General features: G+C 65.3%; 28 protein-coding genes. All 28 read left to right on the top strand.

The window, feature by feature from the left end; all coding sequences use genetic code 11:
- Positions 1 to 5: 5 nt before the first annotated feature.
- Entirely contained in the window at positions 6 to 302 is a 297-nt protein-coding gene (locus B3E94_RS10435) for a flagellar protein FliT (RefSeq protein WP_176513117.1), read from the top strand.
- A gap of 166 nt (positions 303 to 468) precedes the next feature.
- Positions 469 to 1,944 (top strand): transcriptional regulator FleQ, encoded by a 1,476-nt coding sequence (fleQ, locus tag B3E94_RS10430; RefSeq protein WP_176513120.1) that lies wholly within the window; start codon positions 469 to 471, stop codon positions 1,942 to 1,944.
- 207 nt (positions 1,945 to 2,151) lie between these two features.
- A complete protein-coding gene (locus tag B3E94_RS10425) occupies positions 2,152 to 3,369 on the top strand; it encodes a sensor histidine kinase (protein ID WP_176513122.1) in 1,218 nt (405 codons plus the stop codon).
- Positions 3,369 to 4,739, top strand: coding sequence for a sigma-54-dependent transcriptional regulator (locus B3E94_RS10420; RefSeq protein ID WP_286913414.1), 1,371 nt, complete (start codon positions 3,369 to 3,371; stop codon positions 4,737 to 4,739). The genes B3E94_RS10425 and B3E94_RS10420 overlap by 1 nt, the downstream gene beginning before the upstream one ends.
- A 106-nt stretch (positions 4,740 to 4,845) precedes the next feature.
- Entirely contained in the window at positions 4,846 to 5,178 is a 333-nt protein-coding gene (gene fliE, locus B3E94_RS10415; protein ID WP_008097326.1) for a flagellar hook-basal body complex protein FliE, read from the top strand.
- Between the two features lie 15 nt (positions 5,179 to 5,193).
- Positions 5,194 to 6,969 carry a flagellar basal-body MS-ring/collar protein FliF gene (gene fliF, locus B3E94_RS10410; protein WP_176513126.1) on the top strand — a complete coding sequence of 592 codons (1,776 nt, stop codon included), beginning with the start codon at positions 5,194 to 5,196 and terminating at the stop codon, positions 6,967 to 6,969.
- Entirely contained in the window at positions 6,962 to 7,981 is a 1,020-nt protein-coding gene (gene fliG / locus B3E94_RS10405; RefSeq protein ID WP_027921181.1) for a flagellar motor switch protein FliG, read from the top strand. The genes fliF and fliG overlap by 8 nt, the downstream gene beginning before the upstream one ends.
- A 193-nt stretch (positions 7,982 to 8,174) precedes the next feature.
- The gene (gene fliH / locus B3E94_RS10400; protein ID WP_286913413.1) at positions 8,175 to 8,939 is read left to right on the top strand and encodes a flagellar assembly protein FliH; all 765 of its coding nucleotides are present in this window, start codon (positions 8,175 to 8,177) and stop codon (positions 8,937 to 8,939) included.
- Complete coding sequence (gene fliI / locus B3E94_RS10395) at positions 8,929 to 10,287, top strand: flagellar protein export ATPase FliI (protein WP_176513130.1); 1,359 nt, start codon at positions 8,929 to 8,931, stop codon at positions 10,285 to 10,287. The genes fliH and fliI overlap by 11 nt, the downstream gene beginning before the upstream one ends.
- Before the next feature lie 7 nt (positions 10,288 to 10,294).
- Positions 10,295 to 10,747: a flagellar export protein FliJ gene (fliJ, locus tag B3E94_RS10390; RefSeq protein ID WP_236236354.1), complete on the top strand. Its 453-nt coding sequence runs from the start codon at positions 10,295 to 10,297 to the stop codon at positions 10,745 to 10,747.
- Between the two features lie 156 nt (positions 10,748 to 10,903).
- Entirely contained in the window at positions 10,904 to 11,209 is a 306-nt protein-coding gene (locus B3E94_RS10385; protein ID WP_236236353.1) for an STAS domain-containing protein, read from the top strand.
- An 8-nt stretch (positions 11,210 to 11,217) separates the two neighbouring features.
- The gene (locus tag B3E94_RS10380) at positions 11,218 to 12,909 is read left to right on the top strand and encodes a fused response regulator/phosphatase (RefSeq protein WP_286913412.1); all 1,692 of its coding nucleotides are present in this window, start codon (positions 11,218 to 11,220) and stop codon (positions 12,907 to 12,909) included.
- Positions 12,910 to 12,957: 48 nt separating this feature from the next.
- Positions 12,958 to 13,305, top strand: a complete 348-nt coding sequence (locus B3E94_RS10375; protein ID WP_176513138.1) for an Hpt domain-containing protein — start codon at positions 12,958 to 12,960, stop codon at positions 13,303 to 13,305.
- A 72-nt stretch (positions 13,306 to 13,377) separates the two neighbouring features.
- Complete coding sequence (locus tag B3E94_RS10370) at positions 13,378 to 14,667, top strand: flagellar hook-length control protein FliK (protein ID WP_286913411.1); 1,290 nt, start codon at positions 13,378 to 13,380, stop codon at positions 14,665 to 14,667.
- A gap of 199 nt (positions 14,668 to 14,866) precedes the next feature.
- Positions 14,867 to 15,364 carry a flagellar basal body-associated protein FliL gene (fliL, locus tag B3E94_RS10365; RefSeq protein ID WP_286913410.1) on the top strand — a complete coding sequence of 166 codons (498 nt, stop codon included), beginning with the start codon at positions 14,867 to 14,869 and terminating at the stop codon, positions 15,362 to 15,364.
- Positions 15,365 to 15,373: 9 nt separating this feature from the next.
- Entirely contained in the window at positions 15,374 to 16,342 is a 969-nt protein-coding gene (gene fliM, locus B3E94_RS10360) for a flagellar motor switch protein FliM (protein WP_176513144.1), read from the top strand.
- A 47-nt stretch (positions 16,343 to 16,389) separates the two neighbouring features.
- Positions 16,390 to 16,854 carry a flagellar motor switch protein FliN gene (gene fliN, locus B3E94_RS10355; RefSeq protein ID WP_236236349.1) on the top strand — a complete coding sequence of 155 codons (465 nt, stop codon included), beginning with the start codon at positions 16,390 to 16,392 and terminating at the stop codon, positions 16,852 to 16,854.
- 12 nt (positions 16,855 to 16,866) lie between these two features.
- Positions 16,867 to 17,307 carry a flagellar biosynthetic protein FliO gene (gene fliO, locus B3E94_RS10350; RefSeq protein WP_286913450.1) on the top strand — a complete coding sequence of 147 codons (441 nt, stop codon included), beginning with the start codon at positions 16,867 to 16,869 and terminating at the stop codon, positions 17,305 to 17,307.
- On the top strand, positions 17,307 to 18,074 hold the full coding sequence (gene fliP, locus B3E94_RS10345) for a flagellar type III secretion system pore protein FliP (protein ID WP_176513147.1): 768 nt from the start codon (positions 17,307 to 17,309) through the stop codon (positions 18,072 to 18,074). The genes fliO and fliP overlap by 1 nt, the downstream gene beginning before the upstream one ends.
- 21 nt (positions 18,075 to 18,095) lie before the next feature.
- Positions 18,096 to 18,365: a flagellar biosynthesis protein FliQ gene (gene fliQ, locus B3E94_RS10340; protein WP_176513149.1), complete on the top strand. Its 270-nt coding sequence runs from the start codon at positions 18,096 to 18,098 to the stop codon at positions 18,363 to 18,365.
- 7 nt (positions 18,366 to 18,372) lie between these two features.
- Positions 18,373 to 19,149: a flagellar biosynthetic protein FliR gene (gene fliR / locus B3E94_RS10335; RefSeq protein WP_286913408.1), complete on the top strand. Its 777-nt coding sequence runs from the start codon at positions 18,373 to 18,375 to the stop codon at positions 19,147 to 19,149.
- 2 nt (positions 19,150 to 19,151) lie between these two features.
- The gene (gene flhB, locus B3E94_RS10330; RefSeq protein ID WP_176513153.1) at positions 19,152 to 20,294 is read left to right on the top strand and encodes a flagellar biosynthesis protein FlhB; all 1,143 of its coding nucleotides are present in this window, start codon (positions 19,152 to 19,154) and stop codon (positions 20,292 to 20,294) included.
- A 210-nt stretch (positions 20,295 to 20,504) separates the two neighbouring features.
- Complete coding sequence (flhA, locus tag B3E94_RS10325; RefSeq protein WP_286913406.1) at positions 20,505 to 22,634, top strand: flagellar biosynthesis protein FlhA; 2,130 nt, start codon at positions 20,505 to 20,507, stop codon at positions 22,632 to 22,634.
- Between the two features lie 11 nt (positions 22,635 to 22,645).
- Positions 22,646 to 23,953 carry a flagellar biosynthesis protein FlhF gene (flhF, locus tag B3E94_RS10320; protein ID WP_286913405.1) on the top strand — a complete coding sequence of 436 codons (1,308 nt, stop codon included), beginning with the start codon at positions 22,646 to 22,648 and terminating at the stop codon, positions 23,951 to 23,953.
- Positions 23,954 to 24,045: 92 nt separating this feature from the next.
- Entirely contained in the window at positions 24,046 to 24,879 is an 834-nt protein-coding gene (gene fleN, locus B3E94_RS10315; RefSeq protein WP_016393812.1) for a flagellar synthesis regulator FleN, read from the top strand.
- Positions 24,876 to 25,616: an RNA polymerase sigma factor FliA gene (gene fliA / locus B3E94_RS10310; protein WP_054900043.1), complete on the top strand. Its 741-nt coding sequence runs from the start codon at positions 24,876 to 24,878 to the stop codon at positions 25,614 to 25,616. Before fleN ends, fliA begins: the two co-directional genes overlap by 4 nt.
- 108 nt (positions 25,617 to 25,724) lie before the next feature.
- Positions 25,725 to 26,099, top strand: coding sequence for a chemotaxis response regulator CheY (locus tag B3E94_RS10305; RefSeq protein ID WP_104881405.1), 375 nt, complete (start codon positions 25,725 to 25,727; stop codon positions 26,097 to 26,099).
- An 18-nt stretch (positions 26,100 to 26,117) separates the two neighbouring features.
- On the top strand, positions 26,118 to 26,718 hold a 601-nt coding region (locus B3E94_RS10300; RefSeq protein WP_286913403.1), incomplete at its 3' end, for a protein phosphatase CheZ.

Genomic DNA, 26,718 nt, shown 5'->3' with positions numbered 1-26,718 from the left:
ATGACATGACCGAGGTAATCGCCCGAATCGAACAGACCCGCGAGTTGCTGCTGGCCGCCCTGGCCAGCCGCGACTGGGATGCGGTCGGTGAACTCGACCTGCAATGCCGCCTGCGCATTGACGATGTGCTGACCGAGGCGCAGGGCAACGAGGCCGACGTGCGCGACAGCCTCGAGCAGCTTTTGCTCGTCTACCGCCAATTAATTGATGTTGCAAGTGGCGAGCGTCAATCAATAGTCGACGAGATGATGCAAATCCGTCAGGCGAAAAACGCGGCTAAGGTATACCATCTGTTCACGTGATCCACAGATGGGCAAAAAGCCGTCCGCCATTAATTTGACTGTATGCGTTTTTTTGACTTTACTAGTGGCTGTTTTCGAATTTCAGACGTCCGAACACTGACCATTCAGTCGGAATGATGTCGCGCATGCCTTCGGGCGCCGATATGACTAGGGAAGTTGCTATTGCATGTGGCGTGAAACCAAGATTCTTCTGATCGATGACGACAGCGCCCGCCGCCGCGACTTGGCGGTGGTACTGAACTTTCTCGGGGAAGAGAACCTATCGTGCTCCAGCCAGGACTGGCAGCAGGTAGTCGAATCGTTGTCTTCCAGTCGCGAAGTGCTCTGCGTGCTGATCGGTGCCGTCAATGCTCCAGCCGGAGTGCTTGGGCTGCTTAAGACCGTGGCAGGGTGGGATGAGTTCCTTCCGGTGCTGCTGATTGGTGAAATTTCTTCTGCGGACTACCCCGAAGAGCTTCGCCGCCGGGTGCTGTCCAACCTGGAAATGCCGCCCAGCTACAGCCAGCTGCTCGATTCGCTGCACCGTGCCCAGGTCTACCGCGAGATGTACGACCAGGCCCGCGAGCGCGGTCGCCAGCGCGAGCCCAACCTGTTCCGCAGCCTGGTCGGCACCAGCCGTGCCATCCAGCATGTGCGCCAGATGATGCAGCAGGTGGCCGATACCGACGCCAGCGTGCTGATCCTCGGCGAGTCCGGCACCGGCAAGGAGGTGGTGGCGCGCAACCTGCACTACCACTCCAAGCGCCGTGAAGCGCCGTTCGTGCCGGTCAACTGCGGCGCGATTCCGGCCGAGCTGCTGGAAAGCGAACTGTTCGGCCATGAAAAGGGCGCCTTCACCGGGGCCATCACCAGCCGTGCCGGGCGTTTCGAGCTGGCCAACGGCGGCACCTTGTTCCTCGACGAGATCGGCGACATGCCGCTGCCGATGCAGGTCAAGCTGCTGCGCGTGCTGCAGGAACGTACCTTCGAGCGGGTGGGCAGCAACAAGACCCAGAGCATCGATGTACGCATCATCGCCGCGACCCACAAGAACCTCGAGAGCATGATCGAGGAAGGCACCTTCCGCGAAGACCTGTACTACCGCCTCAACGTGTTCCCCATCGAGATGGCGCCATTGCGTGAGCGCGTGGAAGACATCCCGCTGCTGATGAACGAGCTGATCTCGCGCATGGAGCACGAGAAGCGTGGCTCGATCCGCTTCAACTCCGCGGCCATCATGTCGCTGTGCCGCCATGGCTGGCCGGGCAACGTCCGCGAGCTGGCCAACCTGGTCGAGCGCATGGCCATCATGCACCCTTACGGGGTGATTGGCGTGTCGGAGCTGCCGAAGAAATTCCGCTACATCGACGACGAGGACGAGCAGCTGGTCGACAGCCTGCGCAGCGACCTCGAAGAGCGCGTGGCGATCAACGGCCATGCGCCGAACTTCGCCAACCACGCCATGCTGCCGCCTGAAGGGCTGGACCTCAAGGACTACCTGGGCAGCCTGGAGCAGGGTTTGATCCAGCAGGCGCTGGACGATGCCAACGGCATCGTGGCGCGTGCGGCCGAGCGCTTGCGCATTCGCCGCACCACCTTGGTGGAGAAGATGCGCAAGTACGGCATGAGCCGCCAGGGCGGCGAGGACCAGGCCGAGGATTGATTTGGCCTGTACCGGCCCTATCGCCGGCAAGCCGGCTCCCACAGATGCACCACAAGTCTCAAGTGTTGTGGCGTTATCTGTGGGAGCCGGCTTGCCGGCGATAGGGCCGGGCCTGTAAAAACGCAAAACCCCCATCCCCGGCACGGCTATTGCTACACCGCTGGCACCACACCGTTTTTATGACGGTCAGCCACGCGAGAGAGCACGATGCCCCAGGCCGCCCACCATTCCCGAGCCCTTGATCTGCAGGGGCGTACCCCGGTCGAACAGGAGAGTCGAGAGGGGCTGGAGCAGGCGTTTGCCCTGTTCAACCAGGTTTCCTCCCAGCTCAACCAGTCCTACAGCATGCTCGAAGCCCGCGTCAGCGAGCTCAAGGGCGAGCTGGCGGTGGTCGGCGCCCAGCGCATGGCCGAGCTGAACGAGAAGGAGCGCCTGGCCAACCGCCTGCAGAACCTGCTCGACCTGCTGCCCGGTGGGGTGGTGGTGATCGATGACCAGGGCCTGGTGCGTGAAGCCAACCCCGCAGCCTGCGAGCTGCTTGGCGAGCCCTTGCTGGGCCAGCTCTGGCGCCAGGTGATCGGCCGCTGCTTCGCCCCGCGCAAGGACGACGGCCACGAAGTGTCGCTGCGTGACGGCCGCCGCCTGTCCATCGCCACGCGTTCGCTGGACGCCGAGCCCGGCCAGCTGGTGCTGCTCAACGACCTGACTGAAACCCGTCGCCTGCAAGACCAGCTGGCGCGCCACGAACGGCTGTCTTCGCTGGGCCGCATGGTGGCGTCGCTGGCCCACCAGATCCGCACGCCGTTGTCGGCCGCCATGCTCTACGCCAGCCACTTGGCCGATGGCGAGCGCGAGCTCGCGCCAGAGACCCGTCAGCGTTTTGCCGGCAGCCTCAAGGAGCGCCTGCACGAGCTCGAGCACCAGGTGCGCGACATGCTGGTGTTCGCCCGCGGCGAGCTGCCGATGACCGACCGGCTGACCCCCAAAGCCCTGTTCCAGGCCCTGCAGCACGCGGCCCAGGCCCATGTGCAGGGGCATGCCGTGCGCTGGCAGTGCGACACCCACCTGGGCGAGCTGCTGTGCAACCGCGATACCCTGGTCGGCGCCTTGCTCAACCTGATCGAAAATGCCCTGCAGGCCAGCGAAAGCCCGGCGCGGCTCAAGGTGCACCTGTTCCGCCGCCAGCACAGCCTGCACCTGTGCATCAGCGATGCCGGCAGCGGCATTGCGCCAGAGCTGCTTGGGCGCCTGGGCGAGCCGTTCCTCACCACCAAGGCCACCGGCACCGGGCTCGGGCTGGCCGTGGTCAAGGCCGTGGTGCGTGCGCATCAGGGCAGTCTGCAACTGCGTTCCAGGGTCGGCCGCGGCACCTGCGTGAAGGTGGTGCTGCCACTGATCGACGGCCAGCCGGCGGAGGGCCTGTGATGCCCATCAAGGTGCTGCTGGTCGAAGACGACCGCGCCTTGCGCCAGGCGCTGGGCGACACCCTGGAGATCGGTGGCTTCGCCTACCAGGCCGTAGGCAGTGCCGAGGAGGCGCTGCAGGCGGTGGCGGGGGAGGCGTTCAGCCTGGTGGTCAGCGATGTGAACATGCCAGGCATGGACGGCCACCAGCTGCTGGCGCAATTGCGCCGCCATTACCCGCAGCTGCCGGTGCTGCTGATGACCGCCCACGCCGCCGTGGAGCGTGCCGTCGAGGCCATGCGCCAGGGCGCGGCGGACTACCTGGTCAAGCCGTTCGAACCCAAGGCGCTGCTGAGCCTGGTCGAGCGCCATGCGGCGGGGCGCCTTGGCGCAGATGAAGGGCCAGTGGCCAACGAGGCGGCCAGCCGGCAACTGCTGGAGCTGGCCGCGCGGGTGGCGCGCAGCGATTCCACGGTGCTCATTTCCGGCGAGTCGGGTACTGGCAAGGAAGTGCTGGCGCGCTACATCCACCAGCAGTCGCCGCGTGCGGCCCAGCCGTTCGTGGCGATCAACTGCGCGGCGATCCCCGACAACATGCTCGAAGCCACGCTGTTCGGCCATGAAAAGGGCGCCTTCACCGGCGCCATCGCTGCCCAGGCCGGCAAGTTCGAGCAGGCCGAAGGCGGCACCTTGCTGCTCGACGAAATCTCCGAGATGCCCCTGGGCCTGCAGGCCAAGTTGCTGCGCGTGCTGCAGGAGCGTGAAGTGGAGCGGGTCGGCGGGCGCAAGCCGATTGCCCTGGACATCCGCGTGCTGGCTACCAGCAACCGCGACATGGCCGGCGAAGTGGCGGCCGGGCGCTTCCGTGAAGACCTGTTCTATCGCTTGTCGGTGTTCCCCTTGGCCTGGCAACCGCTGCGCGAGCGCGCCGGCGACATCCTGCCGCTGGCCGAGCGCCTGCTGGCGCGGCACGTGGCGAAGATGAAGCATGCGCCGGTGCGCCTGTCGGCCGAGGCCCGCGCCTGCCTGCAAGCGCACAGCTGGCCGGGCAACGTGCGCGAGCTGGACAACGCCTTGCAGCGGGCGCTGATCCTGCAGCAGGGCGGGGTGATCGAAGCGGCGGATTTCTGTCTGGCAGGCGCCATTCCATTGTCGGCTGCGGCGCAGGCCACTATTGCGCCAGTATCCGAGCCGGCCACGGCGGATGCCGGCGGCCTGGGCGACGACATGCGTCGTCACGAATTCCAGATGATCATCGACACCCTGCGCGCCGAACGCGGTCGCCGCAAGGAGGCTGCCGAACGGCTCGGCATCAGCCCGCGCACCCTGCGCTACAAGCTGGCGCAGATGCGTGATGCCGGCCTGGACGTGGAAGCCAGCCTGTACGGCTGATCGCGCCAATTCAAAGATCGTCGAGCGGGCTGGCACTCTTGTTGCTAGTTCTGGGCTATCCGCCGCATGAGTGTCAAAAAAATGCGGCCGCCGGAGAGAGAAGTTCATGAGCCAAGGTGTTGAATTCAATCGTCTGATGTTGGACATGCGCGCCATGCAGGCAGAAGCCATGTCCGCGCCCAAAGCCACTGCCGCGCCTGAGCTGGCGCCGGGGCAGAGCAGCTTTGCCGACATGCTCGGCCAGGCCATCGGCAAGGTGCATGAGACCCAGCAGGCGTCGACCCAACTGGCCAATGCCTTCGAAATCGGCAAGAGCGGCGTCGACCTGACCGACGTGATGATCGCTTCGCAGAAAGCCAGCGTGTCCATGCAGGCGTTGACCCAGGTACGCAACAAGCTGGTCCAGGCGTACCAGGACATCATGCAGATGCCGGTTTGAGGACGGAAGTGAGTCATGGCTGAAGCAGTCGTCGAAAACGCCCCCGCCAAGAGCGGTTCGCCCGCGAGCAAGCCGCCGCTGTTCGGCATGGCGTTTCTGGAAAACATCTCGCAGATGCCCATGCTGCGCCAGGTTGGCCTGCTGGTCGGGCTGGCGGCGAGCGTGGCGATCGGCTTCGCCGTGGTGCTGTGGTCGCAGCAGCCGGACTACCGCCCGCTGTATGGCAGCCTGGCCGGCATGGACACCAAGCAGGTCATGGATACCCTGGCCGCTGCCGACATCCCCTACAACGTCGAGCCCAACTCCGGGGCTCTGCTGGTCAAGGCCGACGACCTCTCCCGTGCGCGCCTGAAACTGGCAGCCGCCGGCGTGGCGCCAAGCGATGGCAACGTCGGTTTCGAACTGCTCGACAAGGAGCAGGGCCTGGGCACCAGCCAGTTCATGGAAGCCACCCGCTACCGCCGCAGCCTGGAAGGCGAGCTGGCGCGCACCGTTTCCAGCCTGAACAACGTCAAGGCCGCCCGCGTGCACCTGGCGATCCCGAAAAGCTCGGTGTTCGTGCGCGACGAGCGCAAGCCCAGCGCCTCGGTGCTGGTCGAGCTGTACCCGGGGCGTTCGCTGGAAGCGGGCCAGGTGATGGCCATCGTCAACCTGGTCGCCACCAGTGTGCCGGAGCTGGACAAGTCGCAGGTCACCGTGGTCGACCAGAAGGGCAACCTGCTCTCCGAGCAGCTGCAGGACACCGCCTTGACCATGGCCGGCAAGCAGTACGACTACAGCCGCCGCATGGAAGGCATGCTCACCCAGCGCGTGCACAACATCCTGCAGCCGGTACTGGGCAACGACCGCTACAAGGCCGAAGTGTCGGCTGACCTTGACTTCAGCGCGGTCGAATCGACCTCCGAGCAGTTCAACCCGGACCAACCAGCACTGCGCAGCGAGCAGTCGGTCAACGAGCAGCGCGCCAGCAGCCAGGGCCCGCAAGGCGTGCCGGGTGCCCTGAGCAACCAGCCACCAGGCCCGGCCTCGGCGCCGCAGACCACCGCGGGCGCCCCGGGCGCCGCCGCCGCGATCCAGCCTGGCCAGCCTTTGGTGGACGCCAACGGCCAGCAGGTCATGGACCCGGCCACCGGCCAACCGATGCTCGCGCCGTACCCTTCGGACAAGCGCCAGCAGACCACCAAGAACTTCGAGCTGGACCGCTCCATCAGCCACACCCGCCAGCAGCAGGGGCGCCTGACCCGCCTGTCGGTGGCAGTGGTGGTCGATGACCAGGTCAAGGTCGACGCCAACGGCGAAACCACCCGTGCGCCGTGGGGCGCCGAAGACCTGGCGCGCTTCACCCGCCTGGTGCAGGACGCGGTGGGCTTCGATGCCAGCCGTGGCGACAGCGTGACGGTGATGAACGTGCCGTTCGCCGCCGACCGCGGCGAGGTGATCGCCGACATCGCCTTCTACCAGCAGCCGTGGTTCTGGGACATCGTCAAGCAAGTGCTGGGCGTGCTGTTCATCCTGGTGCTGGTGTTCGGCGTGCTGCGCCCGGTACTCAACAACATCACTGGCGGCGGCAAGCATGCTGCCACGGACAGCGACATGGAGCTGGGCGGCATGATCGGTCTGGATGGCGAACTGGCCAACGACCGCGTCAGCCTGGGTGGCCCGACAAGCATTCTGTTGCCAAGCCCGAGCGAGGGTTACGAGGCGCAGCTCAACGCAATCAAAGGCCTGGTGGCCGAAGACCCGGGCCGCGTGGCCCAGGTCGTGAAAGAGTGGATCAACGCCGATGAGTGACAATCGAGCCATTACCGCCAAGCTCAGCCGGGTCGACAAGGCAGCCATCCTGCTGCTGTCGCTCGGCGAGACCGATGCTGCGCAAGTGCTGCGACACATGGGCCCCAAGGAAGTGCAGCGGGTTGGTGTGGCCATGGCGCAGATGGGCAACGTGCACCGCGAGCAGGTCGAGCAGGTGATGAGCGAGTTCGTCGAGATCGTCGGCGACCAGACCAGCCTGGGCGTGGGCTCCGATGGCTACATCCGCAAGATGCTCAACCAGGCCCTGGGCGAAGACAAGGCCAACGGCCTGATCGACCGCATCCTGCTTGGTGGCAACACCAGCGGCCTGGACAGCCTCAAGTGGATGGAGCCGCGTGCGGTGGCCGACGTGATCCGCTACGAGCACCCGCAGATCCAGGCCATCGTGGTCGCCTACCTGGACCCTGACCAGGCCGGCGAAGTGCTGAGCAACTTCGACCACAAGGTACGCCTGGACATCATCCTGCGCGTGTCGTCGCTCAATACCGTGCAGCCGGCGGCGCTCAAGGAGTTGAACCAGATTCTCGAGAAGCAGTTCTCGGGCAACTCCAATGCCGCGCGCACCACCCTGGGCGGCATCAAGCGCGCCGCCGACATCATGAACTTCCTCGACAGCTCCGTGGAAGGTGCACTGATGGACTCGATCCGCGAGATCGACAACGACCTGTCGGAGCAGATCGAAGACTTGATGTTCGTCTTCAACAACCTGGCCGATGTCGACGACCGCGGCATCCAGGCGCTGCTGCGCGAGGTGTCCTCCGATGTGCTGGTGGTGTCGCTCAAGGGCGCCGACGAGCGGGTCAAGGACAAGATCTTCAAGAACATGTCCAAGCGTGCCTCGGAGCTGCTGCGCGACGACCTGGAAGCCAAGGGCCCGGTGCGCGTCAGCGACGTCGAGACCGCGCAGAAGGAAATCCTCACCATCGCCCGGCGCATGGCCGAGGCCGGCGAGATCGTGCTCGGCGGCAAAGGCGCCGAGGAAATGATCTGATCCACAGGTCCTCTGTAGGAGCGGCCTTGTGTCGCGAAAGGGCTGCGAAGCGGCCCCAGAATTCAGGATTCAGGATTCAGAATTTCAGTGTTGTTGCATAAATTGCTGGGGCTGCTGTGCAGCCCTTTCGCGACACAAGGCCGCTCCTACAGGGGGCGCATTGGTCGAACAGGGTTTTTGAGTACCTGAGAACATGCCCACCAAAGAATCCCACCCCAGTGACCTGATCCGCGCCCGCGACCTCGTGGGCGTCGACGTCTGGGCGTTGCCCAGCTTCGACCCGGAGCCTGCGCCCGAGCCGGAACCGGAACCGGAAGTGGTCGAGGAAGAAGTCGAGGAAGTGCCGCTGGAGGAAGTCCAGCCGCTGACCCTCGAAGAACTCGAAGCGATCCGCCAGGAGGCCTACAACGAAGGCTTCGCCACCGGCGAGCGCGAAGGTTTTCACAGCACCCAGCTGAAGGTGCGCCAAGAGGCCGAGGAAGCGCTCAATGCCAAGCTGGCCAACCTTGAGCAACTGATGGAGCACCTGCTCGAGCCCATCGCCGAGCAGGACACGCAGATCGAAAAGACCATGGTGCACCTGGTGGCGCACATGGCCCGCCAGGTCATCGGCCGCGAACTGCGCAGCGACTCCAGCCAGATCACCCAGGTGCTGCGCGAAGCCTTGAAGCTGCTGCCCATGGGCGCCGACAACATTCGCATCCACCTCAACCCCCAGGACTTCGAGCTGGCCAAGGCCCTGCGCGAGCGCCACGAGGAGAGCTGGAAGCTGCTCGAGGACGATGCCCTGCTGCCCGGTGGTTGCCGGATCGAGACCTTGCACAGCCGCATCGACGCGACCATGGAAACGCGCATCGAGAAGGCCGTGGCGCAGCTGTTCGACCAGCTGCACGACCACGCCCTGCACCCGGCGGCGCCGGATGTGTCGGTCGAGATAGGCGCCAGCGATGCGCCTTGACCGCACCAGCTTCGGCAAGCGCCTGAGCGGCTACGCCGAAGCCATCGAGCTGCCGGCGCAGCCCGTGGTCGAAGGCCGCCTGCTGCGCATGGTCGGCCTCACCCTCGAGGCCGAGGGCCTGCGCGCCGCGGTCGGCGGGCGCTGCCTGGTGATCAACGACGACAGCTACCACCCGGTACAGGTCGAAGCCGAGGTCATGGGCTTTTCCGGCAACAAGGTGTTCCTCATGCCGGTCGGCAGCATCGCCGGCATCGCCCCGGGGGCGCGGGTGGTGCCGCTGGACGACAGCGGCCGCCTGCCCATGGGCATGAGCATGCTCGGCCGGGTGCTCGACGGCGCCGGCCGCGCGCTGGACGGCAAGGGCGGGATGAAGGCCGAAGACTGGGTGCCGATGGATGGCCCGATCATCAACCCGCTCAACCGCGACCCGATCAGCCAGCCGCTGGACGTGGGCATCCGCAGCATCAATGGCCTGCTGACCGTCGGGCGCGGGCAGCGCCTGGGCCTGTTCGCCGGTACCGGCGTGGGTAAATCGGTGCTGCTGGGCATGATGACGCGCTTCACCGAGGCCGAGATCATCGTGGTCGGGCTGATCGGCGAGCGGGGCCGCGAGGTGAAGGAATTCATCGAGCACATCCTCGGCGAAGAGGGCCTCAAGCGCTCGGTGGTGGTCGCATCCCCCGCCGACGATGCGCCGCTGATGCGTCTGCGTGCGGCCATGTACTGCACGCGCATCGCCGAATATTTCCGCGACAAGGGCAAGAATGTCCTGTTGCTGATGGACTCGCTGACCCGCTTTGCCCAGGCCCAGCGTGAAATCGCCCTGGCCATCGGCGAGCCGCCGGCGACGCGCGGCTACCCGCCGTCGGTGTTCGCCAAGCTGCCCAAGTTGGTGGAGCGCGCCGGCAACGGCGAACCCGGGGGTGGCTCGATCACTGCGTTCTATACCGTGTTGTCCGAAGGCGACGACCAGCAGGACCCGATCGCCGACTCGGCGCGTGGCGTGCTCGACGGCCACTTCGTGCTGTCCCGGCGGCTGGCCGAGGAAGGCCACTACCCGGCCATCGATATCGAGGCCTCGATCAGCCGGGTCATGCCGCAAGTGGTCGATGCTGACCACCTGCGCCAGGCGCAGAAATTCAAGCAGCTGTGGTCGCGCCTGTCGCAGAGCCGCGACCTGATCAGCGTCGGCGCCTATGTCGCCGGCGGCGATCCGGAAACCGACCTGGCCATCGCCCTGCAGCCCAAGCTGGTGGACTTCCTGCGCCAGGGGCTGGACGAGAATGTCGGCATGGCCCAGAGCCGCCAGCAACTGGGGTCGATCTTCATGCCCCCGGGCAATGGTTGAGTAGCCCATGAGCATGCCCAGCCGTGCCGCGCGCCTGGCGCCGGTGGTGAACATGGCCGAGGAGGCCGAGCGCAAGGCTGCCCAGCGCCTGGGGCATTTCCAGCAGCTGGTGGCCCAGGCCCAGGCCAAGCTGGGCGAGCTCGAGTCGTTTCGCGAGGGCTACCAGGCGCAGTGGATCGAGCGCGGCGGGCAGGGTGTCGATGGCAGCTGGCTGCTCAACTACCAGCGCTTTCTGGCCCAGCTCGAAACGGCCATGACCCAGCAGCGCCAGAGCCTGCTCTGGCACCAGAACAACCTGAAGAATGCCCGTGGTACCTGGCAGCAGGCGTATGCACGGGTCGAAGGGCTGCGCAAGCTGGTGCAGCGGTACATGGACGAAGCGCGGCGGGCCGAAGACAAGCGCGAGCAGCGTTTGCTCGACGAACTGTCCCAGCGGCTGCCCCGGCAGGGGCATCTGTAACCTGCGGCGGCCCTATCGCCGGCAAGCCGGCTCCCACAGGAGCCGTGCCAGTGCCCTACCTGTGGGAGCTCATCAGGCATACCCGGTTTGCCACTACCGCTAGCGCCTGCTAAACCTTGAAGAGTTGCATTCGCCATCATCGAAGGAATCGCTAGCATGGCAGTCGAGACCGATTTTTCGCAGGACGGGAAAAAACTCACGATCAAGGTCAAGGGGCGCTTCGATTTCGGCAAGCATCAGGAGTTTCGCGATGCTTACGAGCGCCAGGCGAAAAAGCCCGACTCGGTCGTGGTCGACCTGAAGGACACCACCTACCTGGACAGCTCCGCGCTCGGCATGCTGCTGTTGCTGCGCGACCACGCCGGCGGCGATGACTCGGACGTGCGGGTGGTGCATGCCAGCTCCGACGTGCGCAAGATCCTGGCCATCTCCAATTTCGAAAAACTGTTCGACATCAGTTGAACGCCCAGATGCCTCCCGAACAGGCGTTGACCGTGCTGGTGGCCGAAGATGGCGCCACCGACCGCCTGTTGCTGGCGCAGATCGTCCGGCGCCAGGGGCATCAGGTCTTCACGGCGGAAAACGGCGAACAGGCGGTGGCGCTGTTCGCCGAAAAGCGCCCGCATATCGTCTTGCTCGATGCCTTGATGCCGGTGATGGACGGCTTCGAGGCGGCGCGGCAGATCAAGGCCCTGGCCGGCGAGGCGCTGGTGCCGATCATCTTCCTGACCTCGCTGAACGAGGAGGGTGCCCTGGTGCGCTGCCTGGAGGCCGGGGGCGACGACTTCATGGCCAAGCCCTACAGTGCGGTGATTCTCGGCGCCAAGATCCGCGCCATGGACCGCCTGCGCCGGCTGCAGGCGACGGTCCTCGAACAACGCGACCTGATCACCCGCCATCACCATCACCTGCTCAACGAACAGCGGGTGGCCAAGGCGGTGTTCGACAAGGTCGCCCATTCCGGCTGCATCACCGCACCTAACATCCGTTACTTGCAGTCGCCTTACGCGCTGTTCAACGGCGACCTGCTACTCGCGGCGTTCACGCCCTCGGGTGACATGCACGTGCTGCTCGGCGACTTCACCGGGCACGGCCTGCCGGCCGCCGTCGGCGCCATGCCCCTGGCCGAGGTGTTCTATGGCATGACCGCCAAGGGCTACGGCCTGGCGCAGATGCTGCGCGAGATGAACGCCAAGCTCAAACGCATCTTGCCGGTCGACATGTTCTGCTGCGCGCTGCTGCTGAACCTGAGCGTGCAGCGCGGCACCGTGGAGGTGTGGAACGGCGGCATGCCGGATGGCTACCGGCTGTCGGGCGCAGGAGAGGTGCTGTCCACCCTGGCCTCGCGCCATCTGCCGCTGGGCATTCTCGCCGCCGAGCGCTTCGACGACAGCACCGAGGTACTGCCGCTGGCGGCGGGCGAGCGGTTGCTGCTGCTGTCCGACGGGGTGGTCGATACTGCGGACGATCAGGAGCGGCTGTTCGGCGTCGAGCGCCTGCGCACGGTGCTGGCGGCCAACCGCGACCCGGTGCGCCTGTTCGACGAGGTGATGCAGGCGTTGCAGGGTTTTGGCGGGCGCCCGCGGGACGACATCAGCCTGTGTGACATCCGCATGTTCGCCACCGAAGAGCGGGTGCCGGCGCCAACCCTCTATTCCGACAGCGGGCGCTCCAGCCCGCTGGACTGGTCGCTGGGCTTCGAACTGCGTGGCGAGAGCCTCAAGCGATTCAACCCGGTGCCCTACCTGGTGCAATTGCTGCAGGAGATCCACGGCTTGCGGCCGCGCACCGGGGCGTTGCACAGCGTGCTCAGCGAGCTGTATTCCAATGCCCTGGAGCATGGCGTGCTGGGCCTGGATTCGCGGCTCAAGCGGGACGTGCAGGGCTTTGCCGATTACTATCAGGAGCGCGCCCGGCGGCTGGGCGTGCTGGCCGAGGGCTTCGTGCGCATCGACCTGAAAGTGGAACCGCTGGCCGGCGGTGGGCGTCTGATGATCGAAGTGCGCGACAGCGGCGCCGGCTTCGATGTGCAGCGGGTGCTTTCGCGCCCGCCGCAGGACCAGGGCCTCAGTGGTCGTGGCCTGAGCCTGGTGCGACGGCTTGCCAGCAGCGCGCAGTGGCGCGAGGGCGGGCGTTGTGCCCAGGTGCATTTCGAATGGTGAGCCGCCGGGCGGCTCGGTCATAATCCGGCTTGATCAAGGAGTGAGCAAGTGACTGACATGCATATCGACCACAGGGTGCTCAGGGACCTGCAAGAGGTGATGGAGGAGGGCTACCTGCAGTTGCTGGAAACCTTCCTGGAAGACTCCGAGCGGCGCCTGAGCCAGTTGCACGGTGCCCGCACTGCCGATGAGCTGGGCATGGCGGCCCACAGCTTCAAGGGCAGCAGCGGCAACATGGGCGCAGTCGGCCTGGCCCAGCTTTGCCAGCAGCTGGAAGAGCGGGTCAAGGAGCGCGCGTTGTACGGCATCGAGGACCTGATCCAGCGTATCGACCAGGAATACCTGGAGGTGCAGCGCTTCTACCGTGCCGAGCGCGAGCGGGTGTCGGCGAGCTGATCGGCAGGTTGGCGCGAGTTTTGCCTGTCTGTGCCAGGACGATATTCATGTTTTTGGCGCGGAGACCTTTCAATGCCTGTCGCACCCAACCCTTTGTTGCAATCCAGCACCCTGAGCAAGCCGTCGAACGCTGCTTCCTCGCGGCTGGACAAACCGCTGCAGGCGGCGGGCGGGCAGGGCGGTGGCTTCGACCAGGTGATGGCCAACCAGGGCCGCGACAAGCCTTCGCTGCGCGACGACAAGGTCAAGCCCAAGGACAAGCCTGATACCGACCAGGGCGGCAAGGCGGCGGCAGCCGACAAGCCAGCCGTTGCCGATGACGGCAACAAATTGCCAGCCAGCGACCAGGCCCAGGCCAGCGCCGACGCCGACGCAAGCTCGGTGGATGCCAACCTGGTAGCCGGCCAGGTCACCGATGCCCAGCCGGGCGCGCAACTGTTGCAGGCCCAGGCCCAGACCGTGGCGCCGGTGTTGCAGGCGGCCGCTCAGCAAGCACCGGCGCCGGCGTTGCCTGAAGAGGATGCCGGCGAAACCTTCGACCCCGAGGCCGACGCCCTGGCCAACATGCCCACCCTGCGCCTGGCGCTGGAGCAGAGCGCCCAGGCCAAAGGCACCACCTCGGCCCATGCGGCCAGCAACACCGCGCAGCAGCCGCAGGCCGAGGATGGCCCGGTGGCCGTCAATCCATTGGCGAACCTGGTCGACAAGGTCGAGGCCGAGGCAGGCCATGCGGAGTCGGGTGACAAGGCCTTCGGCGCCTTGCTCGAAGACGGCCTCAAAGACACCAAGAACGCCAGCAGCGATACCCGCATCGATGACTTTGCCAACCGCCTTGCCAGCCTGACCCAGGCGGCCACGGCCAAGACCGCCAACGCCGTGCCGGTGACCCCGAGCCCCCTGCACCAGCCGCTGGCGATGAACCAGAACGCCTGGGCCGAGGGCCTGGTCAACCGGGTCATGTACCTGTCCAGCCAGAACCTCAAGTCGGCCGATATCCAGTTGGAGCCGGCGGAGCTCGGGCGCCTGGACATTCGCGTCAACCTGGCGGCGGACCAGTCGACCCAGGTCACCTTCATCAGCGGCCATGCCGGCGTGCGCGATGCGCTGGACAGCCAGGTGCACCGCTTGCGCGAGCTGTTCGCCCAGCAGGGGCTGGCGCAGCCGGACGTCAACGTCGCCGACCAGTCGCGCGGGCAGCAACAGCAGCAGGCGCAGCAGGACGGCTCGCAATTGTCCGGCGTGGCGGCGCGCCGGGCGCAGGAAGGTGGCGCTGGCGAGCGGGGTGGTGAAGTGGCCGATGCCGCCCGGCCGGTCGAGCAGCAGGTGGTCATCGGCGACAGCGCGGTCGACTTCTACGCCTGATTTGCCGTGGCGGCACCGGCCTCTTCGCGGGGCAAGCCCGCTCCCACAGGTACACCACCGACTTTGGTGCAGTGGTGTACCTGTGGGAGCCGGCTTGCCGGCGATAGGGCCGGTACAGGCTAAAACCCGAAATCTGGCATAACACTTGCTCAAGCCACGTCATCTCCTTTGAAACCCCGCTGGACGACGGATTATTGGCATGGCGAAGAGCGACGCAGTGAAAGACCCCGCCGCTAAAGGCAAACTCAAGCTGATCCTGCTGCTGGTGCTGGCACTGCTGCTGGCCGTCGGCCTGTCGGTGGGCGCCACCTGGTTCATCATGCACAAGAGCGAGCCGGCCCCGGCGGCTGACCCTGCGGCGGGCAACGTCAAGCCGGCGGCGATCTACGAGCCGCTGGCCCCCGCCTTCGTGGTCAATTTCAACCAGAACGGCCGCCAGCGCTACATGCAGGTGAGCATCACCCTGCAAGGCCGCAACCAGGCCGACCTGGATGCCCTGAAGGTGCACATGCCAGTGATCCGCAACAACCTGGTGATGATGTTCTCCGGGCAGGGCTTCGACAGCCTGGCCGGCAGCCCGGTGGGCCAGGAGATGCTGCGTCAGAAAGCCACCGCGGTGGTGCAGGAAGTGGCGCAGAAGGAAGTCGGCAAACCTGTGGTCGACCAGTTGCTGTTCACCAATTTCGTATTGCAGTAGGAGTCCGTCATGGCCGTACAGGACCTGCTGTCCCAGGATGAGATCGATGCCCTGCTGCATGGCGTCGACGATGGGCTGGTACAGACCGAAAGCGCTGCCGAGCCTGGCAGCATCAAGAGCTACGACCTGACCAGCCAGGACCGTATCGTGCGGGGTCGCATGCCGACCCTGGAAATGATCAACGAACGCTTCGCCCGCTACACCCGCATCAGCATGTTCAACCTGCTGCGCCGCTCCGCCGACGTGGCCGTGGGTGGCGTGCAGGTGATGAAGTTCGGCGAGTACGTGCATTCGCTGTACGTGCCCACCAGCCTCAACCTGGTGAAGATCAAGCCGCTGCGCGGCACCTCGCTGTTCATCCTCGACGCCAAGCTGGTGTTCAAGCTGGTGGACAACTTCTTCGGCGGCGACGGCCGTCACGCCAAGATCGAAGGCCGCGAATTCACCCCGACCGAGCTGCGCGTGGTGCGCATGGTGCTGGACCAGTGCTTCGTCGACCTCAAGGAAGCCTGGCAGGCGATCATGCCGGTCAACTTCGAGTACATGAACTCCGAGGTCAACCCGGCCATGGCCAACATCGTCGGGCCGAGCGAGGCGGTGGTGGTGTCGACCTTCCACATCGAGCTCGACGGCGGTGGCGGCGACCTGCACGTGACCATGCCGTACTCGATGATCGAGCCGGTGCGCGAAATGCTCGATGCCGGCTTCCAGTCCGACCTGGACGACCAGGACGAGCGCTGGGTCAAGGCCCTGCGCGAGGACGTGCTGGACGTGTCGGTGCCGCTGACCGCCACCGTTGCCCGCCGCCAGCTGAAGCTGCGCGACATCCTGCACATGCAGGTCGGCGACGTGATCCCGGTGGAGCTGCCCGAGCACCTGGTGCTGCGCGCCAATGGCGTGCCGTCGTTCAAGGCGCGCCTGGGTTCGCACAAGGGCAACCTGGCCCTGCAGATCATCGACCCGATCGAACGCCGCTGACGGCGTGCCGGTCGCTCACTACGAATTGAATGCCTGCCGAGGACATCATGGCTAACGAAAACGAGATCACCTCCCCCGAGGACCAGGCCCTGGCCGATGAATGGGCTGCGGCCCTGGAAGAAACCGGTGACGCCGGCCAGGCCGACATCGACGCGCTGCTCGGCGCCGACAGCGGCAGCTCAGGCGCCGGCCGCCTGCCGATGGAGGAGTTCGCAAGCTCGCCGCGGCCCAAGGAAAACGTCAGCCTCGAAGGCCCCAACCTGGACGTGATCCTCGACATTCCGGTGAACATCTCCATGGAAGTGGGCAGCACCGAGATCAACATCCGCAACCTGCTGCAGCTCAACCAGGGCTCGGTGATCGAGCTTGATCGCCTGGCCGGCGAGCCGCTCGACGTGCTGGTCAACGGCACCCTGATCGCCCATGGCGAGGTGGTTGTGGTCAACGAGAAGTTCGGCATCCGCCTGACCGACGTGATCAGCCCCAGCGAACGCATCAAGAAGCTGCGCTGAGTGAAGGGCACGATGCGGGCCGCGATGGCCCTGGTCGGCTTGCTGGCCAGCGAAGTGGCGATTGCCGCCGTGGCCGCCGCCCCGGCCGCGCCAGCCGCAGCCGCGCCCGGCAGCCTGGGCGGGCAGCTGGCGCAGATGGTCTTCGGCCTGTTGCTGGTGGTCGGCCTGATCTTCTTCCTGGCCTGGGCGCTGCGCCGCATGCAGGGCGCCACCCCCAAGGGCGGCCAGGTGATCGAGATCGTCGGCAGCCGCGCCATCGGCCCGCGTGACCGGCTGCTGCTGGTGCAGGTGGGCAACGAGCAGATTCTCATCGGCCACAGCCCCGGCAGCATCGAGGCCTTGCATGTGCTGGCGGAGCCGGTGCAGGTACCTGCCAGTGCCCGCCAGGCAACGCCGGAATTCGCCCAGCGGCTGATGGAGCTGATGGGCAAGGATCAGAAGGACAAGAAGTGATGAGCCGCGCCCTGCGCACCCTGTTGAGCACCTTGCTGCCCATCGCGCTGCTGCTGGCCGCGCCGCTGGCGCTGGCGGCCGACCCGCTGTCGATCCCGGCCATCACCCTGTCCAACGGCCCGGATGGGCAGCAGGAGTATTCGGTCAGCCTGCAGATCCTGCTGATCATGACGGCGCTGAGCTTCATCCCGGCGTTCGTCATCCTGATGACCAGCTTCACCCGCATCATCATCGTGTTCTCGATCCTGCGCCAGGCCCTGGGCCTGCAGCAGACGCCGTCGAACCAGGTGCTGACCGGCATGGCGCTGTTCCTGACCATGTTCATCATGGCCCCGGTGTTCGACCGGGTGAACCAGGACGCCCTGCAGCCCTACCTGAAAGAGCAGATGACCGCTCAGCAAGCCATCGACAAGGCCCAGGGGCCGCTCAAGGACTTCATGCTGGCGCAAACCCGGCAGAGCGACCTGGACTTGTTCATGCGCCTGTCCAAGCGCACCGACATCGCCGGCCCCGACCAGGTGCCGCTGACGATCCTGGTGCCGGCGTTCGTCACCTCCGAGCTGAAGACCGCGTTCCAGATCGGCTTCATGATCTTCATCCCGTTCCTGATCATCGACATGGTGGTGGCCAGTGTGCTGATGGCCATGGGTATGATGATGCTCTCGCCGCTGATCATCTCGCTGCCGTTCAAGATCATGCTGTTCGTCCTGGTCGATGGCTGGGCGTTGATCATGGGCACCCTGGCCGGCAGTTTCGGCGGCGTCTGACGCCGTCAAGGAGAGCCCCGCATGACCCCTGAAGTAGCTGTCGACCTGTTCCGCGATGCGCTGTGGCTGACCACGCTGATGGTTGCCATCCTGGTGGTGCCGAGCCTGCTGGTGGGCTTGATGGTGGCGATGTTCCAGGCCGCCACGCAGATCAACGAACAGACCCTGAGCTTCTTGCCGCGCCTGCTGGTCATGCTGGTGACGCTGATCGTCGCCGGCCCTTGGCTGGTGCAGAAGTTCATGGAGTACATCACCGGCCTGTACACCAGCATCCCGCAGCTGATCGGTTGAGGCGGCCATGCTGGAGCTGACCGACGCACAGATCGGCACCTGGGTCGCCACCTTCATCCTGCCGTTGTTCCGGGTGACGGCGCTGCTGATGACCATGCCGATCTTCGGCACGCGCATGCTGCCGGCGCGCATCCGCCTGTACGCGGCGGTGGCCATTACCGTGGTGATCGTGCCGGCACTGCCGCCGTTGCCCGAGTTCGACCCGCTGAGCCTGCGTGGCCTGCTGCTGTGCGGCGAGCAGGTCATCGTCGGTGCGCTGTTCGGGTTTTCCCTGCAGCTGCTGTTCCAGGCCTTCGTCATCGCCGGGCAGATCGTCGCGGTGCAGATGGGCATGGCCTTCGCCTCCATGGTCGACCCGGCCAACGGCGTCAACGTGGCCGTGGTCAGCCAGTTCATGACCATGCTGGTGAGCGTGCTGTTCCTGCTGATGAACGGCCACCTGGTGGCGTTCGAGATCCTCACCGAGAGCTTTACCACCTTGCCGGTGGGCAATGCGCTGATGCCCAACCAGTTCTGGGAAATGGCCGGGCGCCTGAGCTGGGTGTTCGGCGCCGGGCTGTTGCTGATTCTGCCGGCGATCGCTTCGCTTTTGGTGGTGAACATCGCCTTCGGCGTGATGACCCGCGCCGCGCCGCAGTTGAACATCTTCTCGATCGGCTTCCCGCTGACCCTGGTGCTAGGCATCGGCATCTTCTGGGTGGGGCTGGCCGACATTCTTTCCCATTACCAGGCATTGGCCAGCGAAGCGCTGCAATGGCTGCGTGAGCTGGCAAGGGCGCGCTGAGCATGGCCGAGAGCGAGAGCGGTCAGGACAAGACCGAAGACCCCACCGAAAAACGCAAGCGCACCGCGCGCGAAAAAGGTGAGATCGCCCGCTCCAAGGAGCTGAACACGGTGTCGGTGACCCTCGCCGGTGCCGGGGCCTTGCTGGCCTTTGGCGGCAACCTGGCCGAAACCCTGATGACGCTGATGCGCATGAACTTCTCGCTGACCCGTGAAGTGCTGGTCGATGAGCGCTCCATGGGCCAGTTCCTGCTCGCCTCGGGCAAGATGGCGATCTGGGCGGTGCAGCCGATCCTGGTGCTGCTGTTCGTGATCGCCTTCGTATCGTCCATCTTGCTGGGCGGGTTCATCTTCTCCGGGAGCCTGCTGCAGCCCAAGTTCAGTCGCATGAACCCATTGTCGGGGATCAAGCGCATGTTCTCGCTGAACTCGCTGACCGAACTGCTCAAGGCGATGGCCAAGTTCTTCATGATCCTGGTGGTGGCGCTGGTGGTGCTCAGCAATGACCGCCAGGCGCTGCTGGCCATCGCCAACGAGCCGCTGGAGCAGGCGATCATCCACAGCGTCCAGGTGGTGGGCTGGAGTGCCCTGTGGATGGCGGCGGGCCTGTTGATCATCGCGGCGGCGGACGTGCCGTTCCAGCTGTACCAGACGCACAAGAAGCTGAAGATGACCAAGCAGGAGGTCAAGGACGAGTACAAGGACAGCGAGGGCAAGCCCGAGGTCAAGCAGCGCATCCGCCAGCTGCAGCGCGAGGTGTCGCAGCGGCGCATGATGGCCGCGGTGCCTGAGGCCGATGTGATCATCACCAACCCCACGCACTATGCCGTGGCCCTGAAATACGACCCGGAGCAGGGCGGGGCGGCGCCGTTGCTGCTGGCCAAGGGTACCGACTTCATTGCCTTGAAGATTCGCGAGATCGCCGTGGAGCACAAGGTGCAGATTCTCGAGTCGCCCGAGTTGGCGCGGGCGATCTATTACTCCACCGAGGTCGAGCAGGAGATCCCGGCGGGGCTGTACCTGGCCGTGGCGCAGGTGCTGGCCTACGTGTTCCAGATTCGCCAGTACCGCTCGGGCAAGGGCAAGCGGCCGGAGCCGTTGAAGGAAGACCTGCCGATCCCGCCAGACCTGCGCCGCGACAGTTGATCCTGTGTAGCGCTGGCTGGCCTCTTCGCGGGGCAAGCCCGCTCCCACAGGCTCACTGCAGGTCTTGAATGTTCAGGTGTGCCTGTGGGAGCCGGCTTGCCGGCGATAGGGCCGGCCCTGCCAGCACAAAACCCAAAGTTGGAAGGCTTCTTGCAGAGCCACGCCCAAGCGCCCCTTGGGCGTCAAAGTTTTGCATGAAGAGGAATCGCGGTGGATCGCACTCAGTTAATCAGCAACGCCCGGCAAAACCTGGTCGGTCTCGGCCGGGGCAACCTGGGGGTGCCGTTGTTGCTGCTGGTGATGTTGGCAATGATGATGTTGCCGATACCGCCGTTCCTGCTCGACGTCTTCTTCACCTTCAACATCGCCCTGTCGATCGTGGTCCTGCTGGTCTGCGTGTACGCCCTGCGGCCGCTGGACTTTGCCGCGTTCCCCACCATCCTGCTGGTCGCCACGCTGTTGCGCCTGGCCCTGAACGTCGCCTCCACGCGCGTGGTCATGCTCCACGGCCAGGAGGGCCATGGCGCCGCGGGCAAGGTGATCCAGGCCTTCGGCGAGGTGGTGATCGGCGGCAACTATGTCGTGGGTGCGGTGGTGTTCGCCATCCTCATGATCATCAACTTCGTGGTGGTGACCAAAGGTGCCGGGCGTATTTCGGAGGTGAGCGCGCGCTTCACCCTCGACGCCATGCCCGGCAAGCAGATGGCCATCGACGCCGACCTCAATGCCGGCCTGATCGACCAGGCCCAGGCCAAGGCGCGCCGCGCCGAGGTGGCCCAGGAGGCCGAGTTCTACGGCTCGATGGACGGTGCCAGCAAGTTCGTGCGCGGTGACGCCATCGCCGGCCTGCTGATCCTGTTCATCAACCTGATCGGCGGCATGCTCATCGGCATGCTGCAGCACGGCATGAGCTTCGGCGATGCGGGCAAGGTGTACGCCTTGTTGACCATTGGTGACGGTTTGGTGGCGCAATTGCCATCCCTGTTGCTGTCCACCGCCGCCGCGATCATGGTCACCCGTGCCTCGGGCTCCGAGGACATGGGCAAGCTGATCAACCGGCAGATGTTCGATTCGCCGAAGGCGCTGGCGGTGTCGGCCGGCCTGATGATCGTCATGGGCCTGGTGCCGGGCATGCCGCACATCGCCTTCCTCAGCCTCGGCCTGCTGGCCGCAGGTGGTGCGTACCTGGTGTGGAAGAAGCAGCAGAAGGCCAAGGTCGAGGCGCTGCAGGAAGCCCAGCGCCAGCAGGACCTGCTGCCTTCGCCGCAACGGGCGATGGATACCAAGGAACTGGGCTGGGACGACGTCACCCCCATCGACATGATCGGCCTGGAGGTCGGCTACCGCCTGATCCCGCTGGTCGACCGCAATCAGGGTGGTCAGCTGCTGGCACGGATCAAGGGCGTGCGCAAGAAGCTGTCCCAGGACCTGGGCTTTCTCATGCCCACCGTGCACATCCGCGACAACCTCGACCTGCAGCCCAGTGCCTACCGCCTGACGTTGATGGGGGTGATCCTGGCCGAAGCCGAGATTTACCCGGACCGGGAACTGGCGATCAACCCTGGCCAGGTGTTCGGCACCCTCAACGGCATTGCCGCGCGCGACCCGGCGTTCGGCCTGGAGGCGGTGTGGATCGACGTCGGCCAGCGGGCCCAGGCGCAGTCGCTGGGCTACACCGTGGTCGACGCCAGTACGGTGGTGGCCACCCACCTCAACCAGATCCTGCAGAAGCACTGCCACGAGCTGATCGGCCACGAAGAGGTGCAGCAGCTGCTGCAGGTATTGTCCAAGGCTTCGCCTAAACTTGCCGAGGAACTGGTACCGGGTGTCATTTCCTTGTCGGGGCTGCTCAAGGTCCTGCAAGCGTTGCTTGCCGAGCAAGTGCCAGTACGTGATATTCGCAGCATTGCCGAGGCCATCGCGAACAATGCGGGCAAGAGTCAAGATACCGCCGCGCTGGTCGCGGCAGTGCGCGTCGGATTGTGTCGTGCCATCGTGCAAAGCATTGTCGGCGTTGAGTCCGAGCTGCCTGTGATCACCCTTGAGCCAAGGTTGGAACAGATTTTGCTCAATAGTCTGCAAAGGGCCGGGCAAGGTCAGGAAGACGGTGTTCTTCTGGAACCGAGCATGGCCGAAAAGCTGCAGCGTTCGTTGATCGAAGCAGCCCAGCGTCAGGAGATGCAGGGCCAGCCGGCCATCCTTCTGGTCGCCGGCCCGATCCGCGCCATGCTGTCGCGCTTCGGTCGCCTGGCTGTACCGAATTTGCATGTTCTGGCGTATCAGGAAATACCGGATAACAAGCAAGTCACCATCGTTGCCACCGTGGGCCCCAACGGCTGAGGTAGTGGGTTATGCAAGTTAAGCGTTTTTTCGCCGCCGATATGCGTCAGGCCATGAAGCTGGTCCGTGATGAGCTGGGCTCCGATGCCGCCATCATCGGTAACCGCCGCATCGCCGGCGGTGTCGAGCTGACGGCCGCGCTGGACTACAAGCTGTCCGCGCTGGCCCCGCGCGTGCCCAACGCCGAGCTGGAAGAAGAGCTGCGCAAGACCCATTCGCGCATCGCCACGGCCCAGGCCGAGCTGGACAACCGCGAAGATGCCAGCGAAGGCAACCGCCAATTGTTCGCCGGCCAGTCGCTGACCGCCTCGGAGCCGCTGATCGAGCCGCACGTGGAGGCGCCGGCAGCCGCTGCCGCAGCTGCCCCGGCGCCGGTCGACCAGCGCGTGTTCGACGCCATGCGCTCGGAGCTCTCGGGCCTGCGCGAGCTGCTCGAAGTGCAGCTCGGTTCGCTGGCCTGGAACCAGCTGCAAGGCGCCAAGCCTGCGCAAGCCAACCTGTGGCGCCGCCTGCAGCGTATCGGCCTGTCTGGCCCGATCGCCCGCGAACTGCTCGACCTCACGGCTGAAATCGAAGAGCCGCGCCAGGCCTGGCGCATGCTTTTGGCGCACCTGGCGCGGATGATCGAGGTGCCCGAGGTGGAGCCGATCGAAGAGGGCGGGGTGATCGCAGTGGTCGGCCCGGCCGGCATGGGCAAGACCACCACGCTGGCCAAGCTCGCGGCGCGCTATGTGCTCAAGTACGGCCCGCAGAACCTGGCCCTGGTGAGCATGGACAGCTTTCGCATCGGCGCCCAGGAGCAACTCAAGACCCTGGGCCGCATCCTCAACGTGCCGGTGACCTACGTCGACCCGGGCCAGTCGCTGGCCCAGGCGCTGGAGCCGCTGCTGCGCAAACGTGTGGTGCTGATCGATACCGCCGGCCTGCAGGCCAGCGACCCGGCGCTGCGCATGCAGCTGGAAACCCTGGCCGGGCGCGGCATCGCCGCGAAGAATTACCTGGTGCTGGCCACTACCAGCCAGAAGCAGGTGCTCACCGCTGCCTACCACAGCTACAAGCGCTGCGGCCTGGCCGGTTGTATCCTGACCAAACTCGACGAAACGGCGAGCCTCGGCGATGTGCTGAGCCTGGCCATCAGTCATGAACTGCCTGTGGCCTATCTCACCGATGGCCCGCGTATTCCTGATGACCTGCACCTGCCGCGCCCGCACCAATTGGTGACCCGCGCGGTCAATGTGCAGTTGCAAGACGAGCCCAGCGAAGAGGCCATGGCCGACATGTTCGCTGATCTCTATCACAACCCGCGGCGCGCGGGCTGATGATGACGCGTATGCAAAATACCTACACCAGGGGGGCGCTGTAATGCCTCTAGTGTGGCTTGGGTCCAAGCGAGACAAGGTAAACAACGAACATGGGTAGCATGCATCCCGTACAGGTGATCGCCGTCACCGGTGGTAAAGGTGGCGTCGGCAAAACGAACGTTTCAGTGAACCTGTCCCTGGCGCTGGCCGAACTCGGCCGCCGGGTCATGCTGCTGGACGCCGATCTGGGCCTGGCCAATGTCGACGTGTTGCTGGGCTTGACCCCCAAGCGCACCCTGGCCGACGTGATCGAAGGGCGCTGCGAACTGCGCGATGTGCTGTTGCAGGGGCCGGGCGGTGTGCGCATCGTGCCGGCGGCCTCGGGCACCCAGAGCATGGTGCACCTGGCGCCGGCCCAGCATGCCGGCTTGATCCAGGCCTTCAGCGAGATCGGCGACAACCTCGACGTGCTGGTGATCGACACCGCTGCAGGTATTGGTGACTCGGTAGTCAGCTTCGTCCGCGCGGCCCAGGAAGTACTGCTGGTGGTCTGCGACGAGCCGACTTCCATCACCGACGCCTACGCCCTGATCAAGCTGCTCAACCGCGATTACGGGATGAACCGTTTCCGCGTGCTGGCCAACATGGCGCAGAGCCCGCAGGAAGGGCGCAACCTGTTCGCCAAGCTGACCAAGGTCACCGACCGCTTCCTTGACGTTGCCCTGCAGTACGTGGGCGCCGTGCCTTACGACGAGTGCGTGCGCAAGGCGGTGCAGAAGCAGCGCGCAGTGTACGAAGCCTTCCCGCGCTCCAAGTGCGCGCTGGCCTTCAAGGCCATTGCCCAGAAGGTCGACAGCTGGCCGCTGCCGGCGAACCCGCGCGGGCACCTGGAGTTCTTCGTCGAGCGCCTGGTGCAACCCACCAGCGCAGGGCCGGTGCTATGAACGCGAGCGGATTCAAGATGTACAGCAAGGCGTCCAAGGACGCCCAGTACGAATTGATCGAACGCTACGCCCCGTTGGTCAAGCGCATTGCCTACCACCTGCTGGCGCGCCTGCCGGCCAACGTGCAGGTCGAAGACCTGATCCAGGCCGGCATGATCGGCCTGCTGGAAGTTGCCAACAAGTACGACGCCAGCAAGGGTGCGAGCTTCGAAACCTACGCCGGCATCCGCATCCGTGGCGCGATGCTCGACGAGGTGCGCAAGGGCGATTGGGCGCCGCGTTCGGTGCACCGCAACACCCGCATGGTCAGCGACGCGATGCGCGCCGTTGAAGCCAGAACCGGCCGTGACGCTAAAGATCATGAAGTTGCTGCCGAACTCCAATTGAGTCTCGATGATTACTACGGGATCTTGAACGATACCCTGGGCAGCCGCCTGTTCAGTTTCGACGACCTGTTGCAGGACGGCGAGCACGAAGGCTTGCACGAGGACGGCGCCAGTGGCCAGGTCGAGCCATCGCGCGACCTGGAGGACGAGCGCTTCCAGGCCGCCCTGACCGATGCCATCGCCAACCTGCCGGAACGTGAGCGGCTGGTGCTGGCGCTGTACTACGACGAAGAGCTGAACCTCAAGGAGATCGGTGAGGTGCTGGGGGTCAGCGAGTCGCGTGTCAGCCAGCTGCACAGCCAGTGCGCCGCGCGCCTGCGCAGCCGTCTGGGAGAGTGGCGGGCGCGTTGAGCCCGGTATCGTTGCAGTCGTTTTCCATGTTGTACCGAATTGAATGAGTTGCGTGCTCGGTAGGCCGAGCGCGTTTGAGACTGCTTGGAGGTCTACTTGAACAAAGACATGAAAATCCTCATCGTTGACGACTTTTCGACGATGCGGCGAATCATCAAGAATCTGCTGCGTGACCTTGGCTTCACCAACACCGACGAGGCCGACGACGGCACCACGGCGCTGCCGATGCTCGAAAGCGGCCATTACGACTTCCTGGTGACCGACTGGAACATGCCCGGCATGTCCGGCATCGACCTGCTGCGCAAGGTGCGCGCCCATGACCGCCTCAAGGGCATGCCGGTGCTGATGGTGACCGCCGAAGCCAAGCGCGACCAGATCATCGAAGCGGCCCAGGCCGGCGTCAATGGTTACGTGGTCAAGCCGTTCACCGCCCAGGTGCTCAAAGAAAAGATCGAGAAGATCTTCGAACGCGTCAACGGCTGAGTCACGTCAGGGGGCGCCATGGAATCATCACAAACGTCTTTGGGGGAGTTCGAAACGACCCTGAAGAAGCATGCCCAGGAGCTGGTCGAAAGCCTGGAGCGCGGCCGTTTCGGCGAGGCGGTGCAGCTGATCCATCAGCTCAACCAGACTCGCGACCGCGGCCTGTACCAGGAAGTCGGCAAGCTCACCCGCGAGCTGCACAGCGCGATCGTCAGCTTCCAGATCGACCCGCACATGCCGCAGGCCGAGGAAGTCTCGCAGATCACCGACGCCACCGAGCGCCTGTCCTACGTGGTCAAGCTCACCGAAGGCGCCGCCAACCGCACCATGGACCTGGTGGAGGAGAGCACGCCTGTGCTCAACGACCTGGCGGCCGAGGCCCAGGGCCTGAGCCTGGACTGGCAGCGTTTCATGCGCCGCGAAGTGGCCGCGCCGGAATTCCGTGAGCTGGTCAAGCGCGTCGACAGTTTCCTGACGCACAGCGCCGAGGGCAACCGCAAGGTGTCCGGCCACCTCAACGACATTCTCCTGGCCCAGGACTACCAAGACCTGACTGGCCAGGTGATCAAGCGCGTCACCGCGCTGGTGACCGAAGTCGAAAGCAATCTGCTCAAGCTCG

The organism is Pseudomonas sp. UBA6315 (assembly GCF_002438125.1).
Classification (GTDB): Bacteria; Pseudomonadota; Gammaproteobacteria; order Pseudomonadales; family Pseudomonadaceae; genus Aquipseudomonas; species Aquipseudomonas faucium.
This window is presented reverse-complemented; position numbering and strand designations above follow the sequence as displayed.